The organism is Bifidobacterium sp. UBA6881 (genome assembly GCA_002451435.1).
Classification (GTDB): Bacteria; Actinomycetota; Actinomycetes; order Actinomycetales; family Bifidobacteriaceae; genus Bifidobacterium.
The window spans coordinates 1-17,772 of the sequence record DKCF01000076.1; the positions used below are offsets into that span (position 1 = coordinate 1).

The window sequence follows — 17,772 nt, forward strand, 5'->3', positions numbered from 1 at the left end:
AGGGTGCGCAGCGGCTCGATGAGCTGGAACTTGATGTCCTTCGGCAGACCGCCCACGTTGTGGTGGGACTTGATGTTGGCCGCGCCGTCTCCGCCACCGGATTCCACGACATCCGGGTACAGGGTGCCCTGAACGAGGAACTTGACTTCCTTGCCGGAGGCGCCGGCCTCTTCGATGACCTGGCGCTGCGCCTTTTCGAACGTGCGGATGAACTTCTCGCCGATGATCTTGCGCTTCTTCTCCGGCTCGCTCACGCCCTTGAGCGCAGTGAGGAAGTCCTCGGAAGCGTCCACCGCGATGAGCTTGATGCCGGTGGCCTCGACGAAATCATGCTTGACCTGCTCGGCCTCGCCCTTGCGCAGCAGGCCATGGTCCACGAACACGCAGGTGAGCTGTTCGCCGATGGCCTTGTGCACCAGCGCGGCGGCCACGGCGGAGTCGACGCCGCCTGACAGGCCGCAGATCACCTGCGCGTCGCCGACCTTTTCGCGGATTTTCTTGACTTGGTCCTCGATGATGCTGGAAGCGTCCCAATTGTTGCCCAGACCAGCGCACTTATGCAGGAAGGTCTCGATGAGCTTCTGCCCCAACGGGGTGTGCTTGACCTCCGGATGCCATTGCACGCCGTACAGTTTGCGGGATTCGTCCTGCATCGCGGCGACCGGCGCGCCCTCGGTGTGTGCGATGACCTCGAAGCCTTCCGGAGCGGTCTTGACGGCTACGCCGTGGCTCATCCACGTGCTTTGATCGGCAGGGGAGCCTTCGAGCAGGCCCGATGCCTTGTCGATGACGGTGTCGGTTTTTCCGTATTCGCCCAAGGCCGCCTTGTCGACGTCGGCTCCCAACGCGTAGGCCATGGCCTGGAAGCCGTAGCAGATGCCGAGCACCGGAACGCCGGCCTCGAACAGCTTCTTGTCGATGCGCGGCGCACCCGGTTCGAACACGGAAGCCGGGCCGCCGGAAAGGATGATGGCCTGCGGATCCTTGGCAAGCATTTCCTCCACCGGCATGGAATGCGGCACGAGTTCCGAATAAACGTTGGCCTCGCGCACGCGGCGCGCGATTAACTGGGCGTACTGGGCTCCGAAATCAACAACGAGCACAGGACCTGCAGCCATAACACTCTCCCTTTTCCTGTAGAGATATAGAGAATTGATAACAACCAATGCATCCATTGTGACGGTGCGAGCAGACATTGGAAACGCTGTAAACAGCAGGTGAACGAACCTCACAATTGCTTACTATGTTCACTTCAACACGCCGCACGACAATTGTGCAAAACGAACGTGGATAAAACCGGTTGATAGCTTGTTTTCGTTGATATATAGCCGTTTATCAACTTTTTTGATACCATGTTCAGGGTTCACAAAACGCCAGTCAAAAGCTCTCAGATAATGACATGAACGGCACATTTGCACACACAGTCGCAAAAAAACAGCAAAAAGTCGCACCTTGTTCGTATTATGCTCAAGTGATTGGTGATGGACCGACCGCGGAACCACAAGGTTTAGCGGGGTTCGGAGCCACATGGAAATAAACAATCGCACAACACTGTGCAGGAGTACAGGAGTACACATGACGAGTCCTGTTATTGGCACCCCTTGGAAGAAGCTGAACGCTCCGGTTTCCGAGGAAGCTATCGAAGGCGTGGACAAGTACTGGCGTGCAGCCAACTACCTTTCCATCGGCCAGATTTATCTGCGTAGCAACCCGCTGATGAAGGAGCCCTTCACCCGCGAAGACGTCAAGCATCGTCTGGTCGGTCACTGGGGCACCACCCCGGGCCTGAACTTCCTTATCGGCCACATCAACCGTCTTATCGCTGACCACCAGCAGAACACCGTGATCATCATGGGACCGGGCCACGGTGGCCCGGCCGGTACCGCACAGTCCTACCTGGACGGCACCTACACCGAGTACTTCCCGAACATCACCAAGGACGAGGCTGGCCTGCAGAAGTTCTTCCGCCAGTTCTCCTACCCGGGCGGCATCCCGTCCCACTTCGCTCCGGAGACCCCGGGCTCCATCCACGAAGGTGGCGAGCTGGGTTACGCCCTGTCCCACGCCTACGGCGCCGTGATGAACAACCCGAGCCTGTTCGTGCCGGCCATCGTCGGCGACGGTGAGGCCGAGACCGGCCCGCTGGCCACCGGCTGGCAGTCCAACAAGCTCGTCAACCCGCGTACCGACGGCATCGTGCTGCCGATCCTGCACCTCAACGGCTACAAGATCGCCAACCCGACCATCCTGTCCCGCATCTCCGATGAAGAGCTCCACGAGTTCTTCCACGGCATGGGCTATGAACCGTACGAGTTCGTCGCCGGATTCGACAACGAGGACCACCTGTCCATCCACCGTCGTTTCGCCGAGCTGTTCGAGACCGTCTTCGACGAGATCTGCGACATCAAGGCTGCCGCTCAGACCGACGACATGACTCGTCCGTTCTACCCGATGATCATCTTCCGCACTCCGAAGGGCTGGACCTGCCCGAAGTTCATCGACGGCAAGAAGACCGAAGGCTCTTGGCGTTCCCACCAGGTGCCGCTGGCTTCCGCCCGCGACACCGAGGCCCACTTCGAGGTCCTCAAGAACTGGCTCGAGTCCTACAAGCCGGAGGAGCTGTTCGACGAGAACGGCGCCGTGAAGCCGGAAGTCACCGCCTTCATGCCGAAGGGCGAGCTGCGTATCGGTGAGAACCCGAACGCCAACGGTGGCCGCATCCGCGAAGAGCTGAAGCTGCCGAAGCTGGAGGACTACGAGGTCAAGGAAGTCGCCGAGTACGGCCACGGCTGGGGCCAGCTCGAGGCCACCCGTCGTCTGGGCGTCTACACCCGCGACGTCATCAAGAACAACCCGGACAACTTCCGCATCTTCGGACCGGACGAGACCGCTTCCAACCGTCTGCAGGCCGCGTACGACGTCACCGACAAGCAGTGGGACGCCGGCTACCTGTCCGCTCAGGTCGACGAGCACATGGCCGTCACCGGCCAGGTCGTCGAGCAGCTTTCCGAGCACCAGATGGAAGGCTTCCTCGAGGGCTACCTGCTGACCGGCCGCCACGGCATCTGGAGCTCCTACGAGTCCTTCGTGCACGTGATCGACTCCATGCTGAACCAGCACGCCAAGTGGCTTGAGGCTACCGTCCGCGAGATTCCGTGGCGCAAGCCGATCTCCTCCATGAACCTGCTGGTCTCCTCCCACGTCTGGCGTCAGGACCACAACGGCTTCTCCCACCAGGACCCGGGTGTCACCTCCGTCCTGCTGAACAAGTGCTTCAACAACGATCACGTGATCGGCATCTACTTCCCGGTGGATTCCAACATGCTGCTCGCTGTGGCTGAGAAGTGCTACAAGTCCACCAACAAGATCAACGCCATCATCGCCGGCAAGCAGCCGGCCGCCACCTGGCTGACCCTCGACGAGGCTCGTGCGGAGCTCGAGAAGGGTGCCGCCGAGTGGAAGTGGGCCTCCACCGCCAAGAACAACGACGAGGCTCAGATCGTGCTCGCCTGCGCCGGCGATGTTCCGACCCAGGAGATCATGGCCGCCGCCGACAAGCTTGACGCCATGGGCATCAAGTTCAAGGTCGTCAACGTTGTGGATCTGGTCAAGCTGCAGTCCGCCAAGGAGAACAACGAGGCCCTCTCCGATGAGGAGTTCGCTGACCTGTTCACCGCCGACAAGCCGGTTCTGTTCGCGTACCACTCCTACGCTCGCGATCTGCGTGGTCTGGTCTACGACCGTCCGAACCACGACAACTTCAACGTCCACGGCTACGAGGAGCAGGGTTCCACCACCACCCCGTACGACATGGTTCGCGTGAACAACATCGATCGCTACGAGCTCGTCGCCGAAGCCCTGCGCATGATCGACGCCGACAAGTACGCCGACAAGATCAACGAGCTTGAGGCCTTCCGCAAGGAAGCCTTCCAGTTCGCGGTCGACAACGGCTACGATCACCCGGATTACACCGACTGGGTCTACTCCGGTGTCAACACCTCCAAGCAGGGTGCCGTCTCCGCTACCGCCGCAACCGCTGGCGATAACGAGTGACGTTAGGCCATACGGCCTGATTGCTTGATGCAAACCCCAAGGAACGCATGTTCCTTGGGGTTTGTTCGTATGGATTCAGATTCGATTCATATCCACAGCGCAACGTTGACCAATTGGTTTACCTGATACATATACAATGAAAGAACACCCCCGAATCACGGAAGTGTGTTTGCCGTTGTTTACGCATTAGAATTACTGATGGTGCGAACAATGCAGTCACGCACCCCGAATAACGAACAGGAGACACCGTGAGTCTTACCAGCGTCACTATCATGAGTCCAGAGGCGGCGAATGGTCGCAATGTCGTTGCATTAGGCGTTACCAAGGCATTGGCATCCGTCGGCAAAACGGCGGTATTCCGCCCCTCGGTCTGCCGGAAGGACACATTCACCGATGTGCTGCTCGAGGCCAGCAACGCAGGACTTTCCCGTGAACAGTGCGTTGGTGTGTGCCCTAAACGTGCGCGTAAAGACAAAAGCGGATCCAGAGCCGATATCGTGGCCGCATACAGCGAAGCCGTCGAGTCGTCCGATCCCGATGCGATGGTGATTGTCGGCAGCGACAAATCCGCGGTCAATGATCCGGCGATGTTCGCTTTCAACGCGGATGTGGCCGCAGACCTCCGTTCCGTCGTGTTGTTGGCGGTATGCACGATCAACCGTACGCCGGAACAGGTCAGGGCCACCGTCGAGGCATCCTCCAAAATCGTCGAAGATGCCGGCAGCCATGTCGCGGGTGTGTTCATCACCGGTTGCGCGGATGCCCAGATCGAACCGTTGAAGGCGGAATTCACCGATTATCCGGTCAAGGTATGGACTATTCCCGCGGTCGATTTCTCAGAAGACGACGCGATCGCCCAGGCCGACGCCGCTTTCCGGAACAATGTCGACGCCTCCGATCTGATCGCGGCCATCGAAACACCTTTCGAGGTTCCGACCACGCCGTATGCGTTCCAGTACGGTTTGCTGGGCAAGGCCAAGGCCGACAAGAAAACCATTGTTCTTCCGGAAGGCTCGGAAGACCGTATCATCATGGCCGCCGATTATCTGCTGGAGCGTGACATCGTCGATGTGATCATCGTCGGCGAAAGGGAATCCATTCTCGCCCGCGGCGAGGAGCTGGGACTGAAATCCTTGGAAAAGGCCAAATTCCAGTCCAAAGACGACGAGACGGTACTCGTGCCGATGATTGCCAGGCTCTGCGAGCTGCGCGCCAAGAAAGGCATGACCGAGGAACAGGCCCGTAGGCAATTGGCCGATGACAGCTATTTCGGCACGATGCTCGTCGTGATGGGCCAGGCGGACGGCTTGGTCTCGGGCGCGGTCAACTCCACCGCGAACACCGTGCGTCCCGCGTTGCAGGTCATCAAGACCAAGCCCGGCACGTCCTTGGTGTCAGGCGCGTTCCTGATGTGCTTCAAAGACCACGTGGCGGTATTCGCCGACTGCGCCATCAACCTCAATCCCACTGCCGAGCAATTGGCTGAGATCGCGATCCAATCGGCCGAAACCGCAAAGGCGTTCGGCATCGAGCCCAAGGTCGGCATGTTGTCGTATTCCACGTTGGGCTCCGGCAAGGGGCCGGATGTGGAATTGGTCGAACAGGCCACCACGCTCGTCAGGGACAAGGCTCCGGACCTCGCCGTGGTCGGCTCCGTGCAGTTCGACGCCGCATGGTCACCGACCGTCGCCGCGGCCAAAGCCAAGGGGGACCCGGTCGCCGGTCATGTCAACGTGTTCGTATTCCCCGATCTGTGCGCGGGCAACATCGGCTACAAGGCGGTGCAGCGCTCATCGGGCGCCGTCGCCGTCGGACCGGTGCTGCAGGGACTGAACCGGCCGGTGAACGACCTCAGTCGCGGCGCCACCGTGCAGGACATCATCAACACCATCGCCCTGACCGCCATAGAAGCCCAGTAATGGCAGAATGCCACGGCATTTTGTAGCAAGCGAAGAGTAATCTAACTTTTGGAAAGTCGCGTATGCGGCACATCGATCAATACATGGAGGATGCCCACAATGGCGAAAACCGTCCTTGTCATCAATTCCGGTTCCAGCTCTATCAAGTACCAGCTGGTCGATCTCGAAACCGGTGAAGGTATCGCTTCCGGCCTCGTCGAGAAGATCGGCGAACCGGTTGACGGCCACTACAAGCATGAGTTCAATGGTGAGAAGCACGAGCTTGAGGAGCCGATTCACGATCACGAGCAGGGTCTGAAGCGTGTGCTCGGCTTCTTCGACGAATTCGGTCCAAAGCTCGCCGACGCCGGCATCGTGGCGGTCGGCCACCGCGTCGTCCAGGGCGGCTCCCTCTTCCCGAAGCCGGCTCTGGTCACCGACAAGACCATCAACCAGGTCAAGGATCTCGCCGTGCTCGCCCCGCTGCACAACGGACCGGAAGCCAAGGGCGCCGAAGTCATGCGTGCGCTGCTGCCAGACGTTCCGCAGGTCTTCGTGTTCGATTCCTCCTTCTTCTTCCAGCTGCCGAAGGCATCCAGCACCTACGCGCTGAACAAGGAAGTCGCCGAGCAGTACCACATTCGTCGTTACGGCGCCCACGGCACCTCCCACGAGTTCATCTCCTCCGTGGTCCCGTCCGTCATCGGCAAGCCGGCCGAAGGCCTCAAGCAGATCGTTCTGCACATCGGCAACGGCGCTTCCGCTTCCGCCGAGATCTCCGGCAAGCCGGTCGAGACCTCCATGGGTCTGACCCCGCTGGAAGGCCTCATGATGGGTGGTCGTACCGGCGACATCGACCCGGCCGTCGTGTTCCACCTGATCCGCAACGCGCACATGAGCGTGGACGAGCTGGACACCCTGTTCAACAAGCGCTCCGGCATGACCGGCATGACCGGCTACGGCGACCTGCGTGAAGTGCACCGTCTGGTCTCCGAAGGCAACGAGGACGCCAAGCTGGCCCTTGACGTCTACGTGCACCGCATTGTCGGCTACATCGGCAACTACACCGCCCAGATGGGTGGCGTCGACGTGATCACCTTCACCGCGGGCGTCGGTGAGAACGACGACGTGGTGCGCAAGATGGTGTGTGACAAGCTCGCTCCGTTCGGCGTCAAGCTGGACGAGGAGAAGAACGCCACCCGTTCCAAGGAACCGCGTATCATCTCCACGCCGGATTCCGCGGTCACCATCTGCGTCATCCCGACCAACGAGGAGCTGGCCATCGCCCGCAAGTCCGCCGCCATCGCGGAAGAAGGCCAGGACACCTACGGCAACGTCTTCTCCAAGTGAGTGATGCATTCCGGCCCCTTCGATAAGGCCGCCGGACGCTGATGTGATGGGCCACGCGCCGATTTGATTCGAAATGCCGAATCGGATTGGCGCGCGGCCTTTCGCATAGTCGGCGCCGTCATGGCTTTCGCCGATCGGCAGTGCGACGTATCGCCATGGATCCGGCACAGGCATGTCCGTTGACGGACGAGACGTGACGGCGCGGCGCGTCCGGACATTGCCGTCGCGCATGCGGCACCGCGATATGCGTCGCATGGAACAATGAGGATAGCTCGGTATACGATACGGAGATGTTGTGCCTTTCGGGCGTATAAGGGATTGAAGAAAGTGGTTGGAACTCTTGGCTAGACGGCATTTTGTCGGATTGGACGGTCTCAAAGGCATCGCGTTGATAGCAATCGTGCTGTACCACTGCGACCAGCGCGTGCTCCATGGCGGATTCCTGGGCGTCGACGTCTTCTTCACCATTTCGGGATTCCTGATATTCTCCTCGCTGCTCAGGCGCATCGACGCCGGCGAAGGCATGGGATTGGGGGAGTACTGTCTGAAACGCCTACGCAGAATATACCCGGCATTGTTCGCGTTGGTCCCCATCACCGTGACCTTGGCCTGGTTCGTCAACCGTGACATGCTCGTGGGAATCCGCGACCAGATCATCACGGTGTTGCTGGGATGCTACAACTGGTACGCCATCAGTAGCGGCGGCAGTTATTTCTCGCAGACGAATCCCGATCTATGCCGGCATCTGTGGTTCATGGCGGTGCTGATGCAGTTCTATGTGGTGGCGCCATTGCTGATAACCGTGCTCCGCAACAGTATCCGCCGATGGATTCCCGTTCTCATCCTTGTGGGGCTCTCGGCATGCAGCGCGCTGTCCATGGCATTGCAATACCATCCCGGAGACGATCCCACCCGCGTGTATTTCGGTTCCGACACGCATGCCGCCGGATTATGGCTCGGAGCGGCGTTCGCTTGGGGACTGATGATCTGGCAACGCGATCGGGATCGGGGGATCATGCCCGATGCGATGGACAGGATTCGCCGCGCATGGGGCAATGCGGGTCCCGTCGCGGCGTTCGTGGCCTTGCTGGCATTGATATGGATGATGCGTCGCGTCGACCAGGGGGCCATGGCTTTTCAAGGCGGCATATTCGTCGCGTCTGTGCTGTCCGTCGTGATGATTGCCGGATCCATCCCATTCGGATCCTGGATGCAGGACCTGCTGGTATTCAAACCGCTCGTTTTGATCGGACGGCACTCATACGGCATATACCTGTGGCATTGGCCGTTGTACCTGTTCGTTCGGACCATGCTTCCGCAATGGACGGTGGTGCACGCCGGCCGTCTTTTGGCGATCACGGCGGTCTGCACCGCGATCATGTCGATCGTGTCATGGCGGCTTTTCGAAAGCCCCGTGTTGCGTGGAGGATTCCTCGCGCTGGCGCGTCCCACGGTGGCGGGAGCCGCGGACGTCATGCGGTGTTGCGTCGCAGTCGCTCTGCTGGTCGGTTCGTGCGGTATGGGTGCATACGCGGTCGCGCATGCACCTGTGCGGACCAGTGTGGAACGCGATCTGATGGATGCGAGCATGGCGATGGCCCAAGGGCGGGAAAACCATGCCGTTCTGAACCGGAACAAGACCCCCGCGCCGCGCAAGCCCGCGCATAAAATGCCGAATGGAACGCAGATGACGGCGATCGGCGACTCCGTGATGCTCGCCTCAAGCAAGGGGCTGCAATCGACGTTCCCGGGAATAACCGTCGACGCCGAAACCTCACGTTCCATGACGAAGGCCGTGGGACTCGTCAACCAGTTGAAAGCCCAGCCCGGAGGACTCCGCCAATGGGTGCTGGTCGGTCTTGCCACGAATTCCGCGGTGACGGATGACCAGCTCGGCGATCTGCTCGACGCCATTGGATCCGATCATGTGCTGGTGCTGATCAACGCGCATGCGCCGGTATCGTGGGTCTCCGATACGAACGCCGCCTTGAAACGCTTCGCCGGCGCGCATCCGAACGACGTTGTATTGGTGGATTGGGATACGCTGATTTCGGCGCATCCGGACGAGTTGGCCCGCGACGGCATACATCCCGGTGTGGAGAACACTTTGTACTCGCAGCTGGTCAAGGACACCATAACGAATTGGATCAAACAAGGGCACTGAAATCGTCGTATAAACCAAGGGGGCTGGCATCCGACGATGAGTCGGACGCCAGCCCCCTTCAGAAGATTCCGGCTCAGTCTTCGTTGTTCTGCTGCTGCGGAACGGACAGGAAATGCTCCTCGCTCGGCAGCACGGCATTGAGCACCACCGCGACCACGAACGACACCGCGATGCAGTTGGAAGCGAAAATCGATTGGAACAGCGCCGGGAAATTGGCGAAGATATCGCCGACCTGGGTGAATCCGATGCCGATGGTCAGGCTCAACGCGGCGATGGTGATGTTGCGCTGCGTGTAGCCCGCTTCGGAGATCATCTGGAAACCGGAAAGGATGATGTTGCCGAACATCATGATGGTGCATCCGCCAAGCACCGCCTGCGGCAGCGAGTTGAAGACCTCCGCGACGGCGGGAACGAAACTGGCGACCACCAGAATCAGACCTCCGGAGAGAATCACCTTGCGGTTGACGACTTTCGTGATCGCCACAAGGCCGATGTTCTGCGCGAACGAGGTCAATGGCAGGCAGCCGAACAATCCGGACACTGAGGAGATCAGACCGTCTCCGGCGATTGCGCCGGCCGTCTCCCTATCGGTGGGTCGACGGTTGAGACCGACCTTGGCGAGCGCCGCGGTGTCGCCCAGCACTTCGACGGAGGACACCACGTACAGCAGCGCGAAGGAAACGATCGCGCCCGGATCGAACTCAAGCTGGAACGGCATGAAATGCGGCACGGAGACGACCTGCAGATTCGAGAATCCGGAGAAATCGACCTTGCCCATGGCGATGGCGGCCACATAGCCGACGACCAGGCCGAACAGCACGGAAAGCTGCTTGGCGGTGCCTTTCATCAACAATTGGAAGGCGAGGCAGGCGACCAAGGAGATCAAGCCGAGCGTCAGGTTCTGCCAGCTGCCGAAATCCTTGGCGCCATCACCGCCGCCGAAACTCGTGGCACCCACGGACAACAGCGAGAAACCGATCGATGTGACCACGATGGCGGAGACGATCGGCGGAACGAACCGACGCCAGTACTTGGACGTCAGACCCAACGCGACCTCCAGCAGGCCTCCGAGCACAACGGCGCCCGCGACCGCGCCATAACCCTGATGCTGCGCGATCGACATGGCCGCCGCGACATAGGTGAAGGAGATGCCGGTGACCATCGGCAGGCGCGAGCCGATCAGCCACACGCCATACAGCTGCAGGCATGTACCCAGACCCGCCACCAACAGACCTGCCTGGATGATGGCCGCGGACTGCGTCGAATTCATCTTGGCCGCCGAGGCGACCAGGAAAATCGGCGCGAGATTCGCGACGAACATCGCCATAACGTGCTGCAAGCCGAACGGGACGCCCTTCCAGAACGAGATCGGCGCGTCCAACGTGCTCAGCGCCTCGAAGGAGACGCCCTTGCCTTGTTTCTTCTTTTCGCTCATGGTGTTCCTCTCTCAGCCGGGCGAATCAGTGGCGGAATTCGATGGAGCCGTTCTGCGGGTCCATGGATTCGACGATCGCCAGGGAATCGACGTCGAAGCCGGCCTCGCGCAATCTGTCGCCGCCGCCTTGGAATCCCTTCTCGACGGCGATGCCGATGCCCTCGACGACGGCGCCCGCCTTGTGGCACAGCTCGATCAGGCCGGACAGCGCCTTGCCGTTGGCGAGGAAGTCATCGATGAGCAGCACATGGTCGCCCTCGTTGAGATACCGCTTGGAGACGATGACGGGGAATTCCTTCTGCTTGGTGAACGAGTACACGGTCGTGGTGTACTGGTCGCCATCAAGGTTGATGGACTGCGCCTTCTTCGCGAACACCACGGGGACATTGCCGAAATGACGTGCCGCCACGCAGGCGATGCCGATGCCGGAAGCCTCGATGGTCAGGATCTTGTTGATGGTCTTTCCGTGGAAATGCTCGGCCCAGGCGGCGCCCATATGGTCGAACAATTCGACATCGCATTGATGGTTGAGGAAAGCATCCACTTTCAGCACGTTGCCTGGTTTGACGGTACCCTGCCTCGCGATGCGCTCTTCGAGCTCCTTCATGAATCCCCTTAGATGTTGGCCGTGGAAAACGGCGTTTGGTAATGCATACGGCGAGCCGCATATAAAAGCCCAGCATACGCGCTTCAATTGACCGCGACGGCCGTTCCGACTGACCGGCACATGTGGTAGACATGAATCTCGCAATCGACCCCGACCATTCACGAAAAAGAAAGAGCAAGCAGTGGAGCACAGCATGGGACCCGTCTTATGTGACCCGCAGGATCTGATCAAGGACCTCAATGAGCAGCAGATGAAAGCGGTGAAGTACTACGGTCAGGCCCTGCTCATCGGCGCGGGGGCGGGATCCGGTAAAACACGCGTGCTCACCCGCCGCATCGCCTGGCTTCTGGCGCACGGCTTCTGGGCGAGCAGCATCCTCGCCATCACCTTCACCAACAAGGCGGCGGCGGAAATGCGCGAACGTCTCGCGGCTCTCGTCGGGCCCGAGGCCGAACACATGTGGATCTCCACCTTTCATTCCGCATGCGTGCGCATCCTTCGGCGCGACGGCAAGGAGATCGGACTCAAATCCGGCTTCTCCATCTACGACACCGCCGACAGCGAACGCCTGATCAAGCTCATCGGGGCTGACCTCAACGTCGACATGAAGCGGTACACGCCGCGCATGCTGCTCGGCAAGATCTCCGACTGCAAAAACGCGCTGACCACATGGAAGGACCAGCTCAAGGCGGTCAATTGCGACTACCAGCCCGGACAACGCGGATATCAGGTCGGTTCCGGCGACGTCGACGAACTGGTGGCCGTCATGTACGCCGAATACCAGCACCGGCTGGCCATGGCCAACGCGGTCGACTTCGACGATCTGATCATGCGCACCGTCGAGCTGCTCCAGACCCGCCCGCAGGTCAGCGAATACTACCGGCACAAGTTCCGCTACATCTTCGTGGACGAATACCAAGACACCAACCACGCGCAGTACGTGCTCGTCAGGGAGCTCTCGGGCATCGACTCCGGCGAGCAGCCCGAGGCGCAGGCGCGCGGCGCAGGTCGCATCGGACCATCCTGGATCACCGTCGTGGGCGACTCCGACCAGTCCATCTACGCGTTCCGTGGAGCCGACATCCGCAACATCCAGGACTTCGAACAGGACTTCCCGAACGCCGAAACCATCATGCTCGAACAGAACTACCGTTCGACGCAGACCATCCTCGACGCGGCGAACGCGGTGATCGCGAAAAACGAGAACCGCAAACCCAAGAAACTGTGGACGGCACTTGGCGCAGGCGACAAAATCGTCGGGTACGCGGCGGACAACGCGCAGCAGGAGGCCGGTTGGATAGCGAACGAAATCGCGAGGATCCACACCGAGGAGGGCGTGGCCTACCGGGACATCGCCATCATGTACCGCGCCAACGCGCAATCACGCTCCTTGGAAGAGGCGATGATCAACGCCAACCTGCCATACCAGCTGGTCGGCGGCACCAAATTCTACGAACGCAAGGAAGTCAAGGACGCGCTCGCATACCTGCAGGCCATCGTCAACCCCGCGGACAACGTGAACGTGCGCCGCATCCTCAACGTGCCGAAACGCGGTCTCGGCGCACGGGCCGAAAGCCTGGTCGCACGATACGCGGACACGCACGGCACCACCTTCTTCGACGGCATCGAGCACCTCGAACAGATCGACGGCATAACGGGACGCACCGCGAAACCGCTCGGAGCCTTCCGCGATCTGGTGCACGAACTCGCCGATTTCGCCAAGGAACACGATTCGAAACCATCCGAGGTCGTGGCCGAAGTGCTTTCCAAAAGCGGACTGCTGGAAGACCTACAGCGCTCGCAGGACCCACAGGACGCCTCCCGCGTGGACAACCTCTCCCAGCTGCAGTCCGTGGCCGCCGAATTCGAGCAGAACACGCCTGATGCCACGTTGGCGGGATTCCTGGAGACCACGGCGCTGGTCGCCGATTCCGACCAACTGCCGGGGGAGGGCGAGGACTCCGGCAAGGTGACGATGATGACCCTGCACACGGCCAAGGGATTGGAATATCCTTACGTGTTCCTCACCGGCATGGAACAGGGCACGTTCCCGCACCAGCGCGCGTTGGAGAACACCGGCGAACTGGCGGAGGAGCGGCGCCTCGCCTACGTGGGCATCACACGCGCGAAACGTCGGCTGTACCTGACGCGTGCGGCCGTGCGCGCGCAGTGGGGGCAGGCCAACGAGATGATGCCAAGCCAGTTTCTGGACGAGATCCCCGACGAGCTGATCGATTGGAAGCGGCGCGAGGCCGGCGTGGAGCGCATGCGCGCCAGCTGGCAGGACGATTCGGACGATGAATACGGCGGTTGGGGCGACGATGACGATTTCGGAGCGGCGTCGTTCGGCAAAAGCATGTATGGCAAATCCACGTATGGCGGATCCGGCGCCTACGGACGCGGCGGGGAATCGTCGCGCGGCGGCTCATCCCGCACCTCATCGTATGGGGGGTCATACGGATCGTATGGTTCGTATTCCTCACATGGCACTGGTCGCGGAACGTCATCGTATGGTTCGCGCGGCTCGTACGGTTCCGGTCGCTCGGGGTACGGTTCGGGAAAGGCATCAGGAAGGTCGGGCAGGGTCGCCACACGGCGGGCCAAGCCGAAAGACCTCACCAAATCCGTGCCCGCAAACTCGTTGGGAGGCAGCAACGGGCTCAGCATCGGGGACTTCCGCATCGGAGACAAAATCACCCATGACCGTTATGGGCTGGGCACCGTCGTCGACACGCAGGACAAAGGCGCCAATTCGGTGATCACCGTCGATTTCGGCACCGATGGCGTCAAGCGGTTGCTGCTTCGCGTGGCGCCCATCGAGAAGCTGTAGCTTCTCTCGGGCGCCTTTCGCGGCGGTGCCGCTCACCTCGCCTACGGTGAGTTTCACCGGATTTTCTGCCTGATGGTTCTGCCATCAGGCAGTTGCCTTTACCATAGTAAAGCGGAAAAAACAAGTCTTTCTTTCTGGAAAATTTATTGCCATAATCGGCGATGATTGTCGTTATGAAGAGAGGAAGTATCTTGAATAAGAAAATTTTCGCAGCGGTTTCCCAGGCCCTCATGGGCGTTTTGATCGCCGTCGCGCCACGGACCTTCGCCCACGTATGCCCGGTCAAGGGAACTCCAATGGCATGCCATTACACGGCGCAGGCCGCGCTCGGCATCGGTGTCGTCATCGTGGCCCTCGCCGTCATCGGCCTGTTCGTCGCCGATGCGGTGCGCATGGGGCTGGACATCGCCAATATCATGCTGGGGCTGCTGACGATTGCCATGCCGACGGTGCTGATTGGCGTGTGCAAAGGCTCCATGATGCATTGCCATATGGTCACCTTGCCCACATTGACGGTGTTTGGCGTCTTGCTCGCCGTATTCGCGGCCGTCGCGGCCTATCGCGACCGCCCACGCGCGGAACGAGGCTGAGATGGCGCATGTCACGCTCGCCAATCTGCCACTCATCAACCTCAGGCGCAAGCCGTTCCGCACCGCGGCGCTTGTCACCGTCGTCACGATGCTGACCGTCGCCTTCTACGGCGGATCCATGCTGTCCATGAACCTGCAAGCGGGACTGAACAGCATGCAGGAGCGCATGGGGGCCGATTTGATGGTCACCCCGCAGAACAGCAAAAGCGAGGCGGAGGCTCTGCTCACCAATGGTTCGACAAGCACGTTCTACTTCACCAACAGCATCGAAAACCAGGTTTCCAAGGTCGACGGCATCGCCCAGGTCACCGCGCAGACGTACATATCGTCGCTCGCCGCGTCCTGTTGCGACGAGAAGGTGCAGATCATCGGATTCAATCCAGACAACGATTTCGTCATCACCCCATGGATCGCGTCCCAGTTCGAGGGGACGCTGAAACGTGGGCAGGCCATCGCCGGCGCGGGCGTCAACGTCTCGTCCAGCGGCACCGTCAGACTGTACGGGCACAAGTTCCCCGTGGTCGCGCAACTGGCCAGCACCGGGACGTCCCTTGACAATTCGGTGTTCGTGAATATGGAAACCGTTCCCGATGTCGTCTCCTATTCCGCGCAGGCCGGACACACGGCGATTCCCGAGCGGTACGCCGACAAGGCGGTTTCCTCCGTCCTCATCAAAGTCGAGGAAGGATACTCGGCCAGACAGGTGGCGGCCAATATCGCCAAGCAAACAGGTCTCAAAGGCCTCGGGTACGTATATCCCGGAGGCATCACATCCACCACGAAGGGCAATCTGACCGTCATCGTTCGATACATCGTGCTGTTCGTCATCGTCTTCTGGCTCATGGGATTGGTGGTGCTCCTTGCGGTGTTCTCCTCGGCCATGAACGAGCGTAAACGCGAGTTCGCCACATACCGTATCCTTGGTGCGACAAGACCCGTTTTGGCCGGCATCGTCATGCGTGAATCGCTGATGATCGGAGCGGCGGGCGGCGTCATCGGCATCGTGGCCGCATCGTTGGCGATCCTTCCGTTCAGCACATTGATAGGCAGACAGTTGCAGCTGCCATATCTGCAGACGAATATATCGAGGACGCTTGCGTTGATCGCCATAAGCCTCGCATTCGCGGTGCTCACCGGGCTGGTCTCATCCGCGGCGTCCGCGGTGAGGCTCTCGTCGCCGGAAACCTACCGGACCTTGCGGGAAGGGGAATGATGCCGAAACATATGATTCTCGAAATGACCGACGTGACGCGTGAATTCAAACGGCGGGGCAGGACGTTCCCTGCCGTCGACCGGGTGAGCCTCTCTCTGGCGGAGGGGGAATTCGCCGCGATCGTCGGACGGTCGGGCAACGGCAAAAGCACGTTGCTCAACCTCGTCGCAGGATTGCTCCGTCCCACTTCCGGGTCGATACGCGTCGACGGCGAGGACATCGTCGCGATGACGGACAACGCCATGTCCGAACTGCGCAACACGTCCATCGGATTCGTCACCCAGTCGCATACGCTGCTGCCGAACCTCACCGCCATCGACAACGTGATGCTTCCCGCCGTGTTGCGACGGCATGAAATCGAAGTCGCGAAAACCGGGAAGCCGCGCGTGCCGCATGACGAGACGGACGGGACACGCGTGCCTGATGCCGTGGATGACGGACTTCCCGATGTCATCGCGGCCGATTCCGCGATACGGAACGTCGGTTCGCCGAGACGGAGCCATTTGGCACTGCGGGCGCATGAATTGCTCCGCGGATTCGGAGTCGATGATCTGGCATCATGCTATCCGAAGGAGCTTTCCGGCGGCGAGATGCGCAGGATTTCCATCGCACGCGCGCTGATGAACGATCCCAGACTGCTGATCGCCGACGAGCCGACCGGAGATCTGGATGCCGAAAGCACCGCCATCGTCATGCGGGAGCTTCATCGGGCGACGCGACATGGCGTGGCCGTGCTGATGGCCACACACGATCCCGACGCCCTCGCTTACGCCACGCGTGCATACCGCATGGATGGAGGCAGACTGGGCGAAATATGATGCCATGACATGCCGTGGGAGGACGGAGGCGTGGTCTCGTCCCGCCCTCATGTGTATTATTAGCTTTTGGTGTGCGCTCACATGGTGCATGCCGTCTGGAGTCTTGGCCCATCAGTGGGTCGGCGGCCGATCTTCGATGCGAGCATCGAAGGTTCAAGCCGTTCGCGCTTCGCGCGAAAAGCACTGGAGAGGCTGGCTCAGCATGCGTCGAGCAATCGAGGCATGTTCCGTTCAGACAACGACAGAACAAACAAAGGAATAAACCAATGACGAACGTTCAGCGTTCTCGCCGCCAGGTGCGCCTTTCCCGCGCCCTCGGCATCGCTCTGACCCCTAAGGCTCAGCGCATTTTCGAAAAGCGTCCGTATGCTCCGGGTGAGCACGGTCGTACCCGCCGCCGCACCGAATCCGATTACGCGGTGCGTCTGCGCGAGAAGCAGCGTCTTCGCGCCCAGTATGGCATCTCCGAGAAGCAGCTCCGCGCCGCTTACGAGAAGGGCACCCACACCGCCGGTCAGACCGGCAACGCCATGCTGACCGACCTTGAGACCCGTCTTGACGCTCTGGTCCTGCGTGCCGGCTTCGCCCGCACCACCGCTCAGGCCCGTCAGTTCGTGGTCCACCGCCACATCCTCGTCGACGGCAACATCGTCGACCGTCCGTCCTACCGCGTCAAGCCCGGCCAGACCATCCAGGTCAAGGCCAAGAGCCAGACCATGGTTCCGTTCCAGGCCGCTGCCGAAGGCGTGCACCGCGACGTGCTGCCGGCGGTCCCGGGCTACCTGGACGTCAACCTGCCTTCCCTGAAGGCCAC

The 17,772-nt window shown here is 60.7% G+C and carries 12 protein-coding genes; 9 read left to right on the forward strand and 3 right to left on the reverse strand.

What is annotated here, in order from left to right:
* Positions 1 to 1,118, reverse strand: a 1,118-nt coding sequence (gene guaA, locus B3C64_RS05675; RefSeq protein WP_291534329.1) for a glutamine-hydrolyzing GMP synthase, incomplete at its 3' end; no start/stop codon positions are given.
* Positions 1,119 to 1,575: 457 nt separating this feature from the next.
* Here guaA and B3C64_RS05680 point away from each other — a divergent pair.
* From B3C64_RS05680 to B3C64_RS05695, 4 genes are all read left to right on the forward strand, one after another.
* Positions 1,576 to 4,053 carry a phosphoketolase gene (locus tag B3C64_RS05680; RefSeq protein WP_291534331.1) on the forward strand — a complete coding sequence of 826 codons (2,478 nt, stop codon included), beginning with the start codon at positions 1,576 to 1,578 and terminating at the stop codon, positions 4,051 to 4,053.
* A 248-nt stretch (positions 4,054 to 4,301) separates the two neighbouring features.
* Positions 4,302 to 5,972 (forward strand): phosphate acetyltransferase, encoded by a 1,671-nt coding sequence (gene pta, locus B3C64_RS05685; protein ID WP_291534332.1) that lies wholly within the window; start codon positions 4,302 to 4,304, stop codon positions 5,970 to 5,972.
* A 99-nt stretch (positions 5,973 to 6,071) separates the two neighbouring features.
* Positions 6,072 to 7,301 carry an acetate/propionate family kinase gene (locus B3C64_RS05690; protein WP_291534333.1) on the forward strand — a complete coding sequence of 410 codons (1,230 nt, stop codon included), beginning with the start codon at positions 6,072 to 6,074 and terminating at the stop codon, positions 7,299 to 7,301.
* A gap of 340 nt (positions 7,302 to 7,641) precedes the next feature.
* Positions 7,642 to 9,465 carry an acyltransferase family protein gene (locus B3C64_RS05695; RefSeq protein ID WP_414632171.1) on the forward strand — a complete coding sequence of 608 codons (1,824 nt, stop codon included), beginning with the start codon at positions 7,642 to 7,644 and terminating at the stop codon, positions 9,463 to 9,465.
* A 73-nt stretch (positions 9,466 to 9,538) separates the two neighbouring features.
* Here B3C64_RS05695 and B3C64_RS05700 read toward each other — a convergent pair whose 3' ends face one another.
* Complete coding sequence (locus tag B3C64_RS05700; RefSeq protein WP_291534336.1) at positions 9,539 to 10,900, reverse strand: nucleobase:cation symporter-2 family protein; 1,362 nt, start codon at positions 10,898 to 10,900, stop codon at positions 9,539 to 9,541.
* A gap of 25 nt (positions 10,901 to 10,925) precedes the next feature.
* Positions 10,926 to 11,507: a xanthine phosphoribosyltransferase gene (locus B3C64_RS05705; RefSeq protein WP_291534338.1), complete on the reverse strand. Its 582-nt coding sequence runs from the start codon at positions 11,505 to 11,507 to the stop codon at positions 10,926 to 10,928.
* A gap of 193 nt (positions 11,508 to 11,700) precedes the next feature.
* Here B3C64_RS05705 and B3C64_RS05710 point away from each other — a divergent pair, with 193 nt between their 5' ends.
* The 5 genes from B3C64_RS05710 to rpsD form a co-directional block, all read left to right on the forward strand.
* Positions 11,701 to 14,337 (forward strand): ATP-dependent helicase, encoded by a 2,637-nt coding sequence (locus B3C64_RS05710; RefSeq protein WP_291534339.1) that lies wholly within the window; start codon positions 11,701 to 11,703, stop codon positions 14,335 to 14,337.
* Positions 14,338 to 14,528: 191 nt separating this feature from the next.
* Positions 14,529 to 14,927 (forward strand): DUF4418 family protein, encoded by a 399-nt coding sequence (locus B3C64_RS05715; protein WP_291534411.1) that lies wholly within the window; start codon positions 14,529 to 14,531, stop codon positions 14,925 to 14,927.
* 1 nt (position 14,928) lies between these two features.
* Complete coding sequence (locus B3C64_RS05720) at positions 14,929 to 16,140, forward strand: ABC transporter permease (protein WP_291534340.1); 1,212 nt, start codon at positions 14,929 to 14,931, stop codon at positions 16,138 to 16,140.
* Positions 16,140 to 16,958 (forward strand): ABC transporter ATP-binding protein, encoded by an 819-nt coding sequence (locus B3C64_RS05725; RefSeq protein ID WP_291534341.1) that lies wholly within the window; start codon positions 16,140 to 16,142, stop codon positions 16,956 to 16,958. Before B3C64_RS05720 ends, B3C64_RS05725 begins: the two co-directional genes overlap by 1 nt.
* Before the next feature lie 266 nt (positions 16,959 to 17,224).
* A partial coding sequence (rpsD, locus tag B3C64_RS05730; RefSeq protein ID WP_291534342.1) for a 30S ribosomal protein S4 occupies positions 17,225 to 17,772 on the forward strand: 548 nt, incomplete at its 3' end.